This window comes from Haloferax sp. s1, assembly GCF_058382125.1.
Genome location: NZ_JBZRPK010000111.1, coordinates 1 through 1122 on the forward strand (window position 1 = coordinate 1; position 1122 = coordinate 1122).

Annotated in this window: 1 protein-coding gene; it reads right to left on the bottom strand. The window is 55.5% G+C overall.

Annotated elements, in window-relative coordinates; translation table 11 throughout:
* Positions 1-654 precede the first annotated feature (654 nt).
* Entirely contained in the window at positions 655-801 is a 147-nt protein-coding gene (locus QT222_RS00770) for a hypothetical protein (protein ID WP_491475987.1), read from the bottom strand.
* Positions 802-1122 lie beyond the last annotated feature (321 nt).

Consider the following 1122-nt stretch of genomic DNA (forward strand, 5'->3'; position numbering starts at 1 on the left):
GGATGATACTTGTTTGGGTTGTAAACAGTTCCTTCACAGTGGGGGTACTCCCTTCGATTCGTTGTACCAAGACACCGTCCACAATCTAGGCATTTCCAATGAGTATCACGGCCCATGAGTCGGACAGAGCCAAGACAATAGGGACGGTTCTGCTCTTCCGAGAACTGCTCAGAAACGGATAATTCACCTACGAGACTGCGTCTCTGTAGATTCCGATGAATTTGTCGTCTTCTTCCGGTTAGGTATCCCTTCTTGTATAATGCTGAGGACACCGATGGACAGACCGAAGTACATTGCAAAAACGCCAAGACCGGCAAACTCCCCGGAACTATTGGTTGTAAGAAACCCACCAAAAACTACTAACAGAAGCCCCAGTTGATACGCTTGACTAGCCATACGACCCTTACGTTACTTCCTCCCATAAGTGCTAATATAATACCATTATGAGTGAAGTCCAAGACACACCCTCGTAGTTCCCCGTTCGATCTTGACCAACTTTCAAGAATAGCCTATTTTCGTAACCCTCCACACCTCAAGGCCACCAGACCGACCTGTTTTCACCCGAGATCGACCCGACCCAACTAGCTACGGTTCCGGGAAACAGAGCTACCTACCAATACCGGAACCATGCAGGCACGTCCCTATCCATCGAAGTCAGGAAAGTGACTGTGGCTCTCCCGCGACGAGCAGGACAAACGTCTCTCGCTCGTCAAGGACGAGTACCCGCGTCGACGCATCGCCCTTGACCTCGCGCTCCACGGTCTCCGCAGCGACGAAGTGCGGAACGTCGAACCGCGGCACTTCGAGCGTCTCGATGATGACGAGAAGTGGCGGGTCACCATCCCGGACGGAAAGACAGGAACGCGAGATACGCCAGTCCCACTACGTCTCCGCAAACGCCGTAAAGAAGTTTCACGAATGCTGACCGACCAATCGAGATTCAATCAGTCGTTCGTCGGCGGGTCGACCCACACGACGAGTCCGTCGCCGCTTCCGACGATACCGCGCCTTCGCTCGTCGCCGGACGGCGCGCCATCGCAGGTTTCGGGGGCGCCACCGGTCACCCCGGCCACCTCGCCGCCCACACAGCCACAGACGGTCCCCACTCCGGCCGCGGCCTCG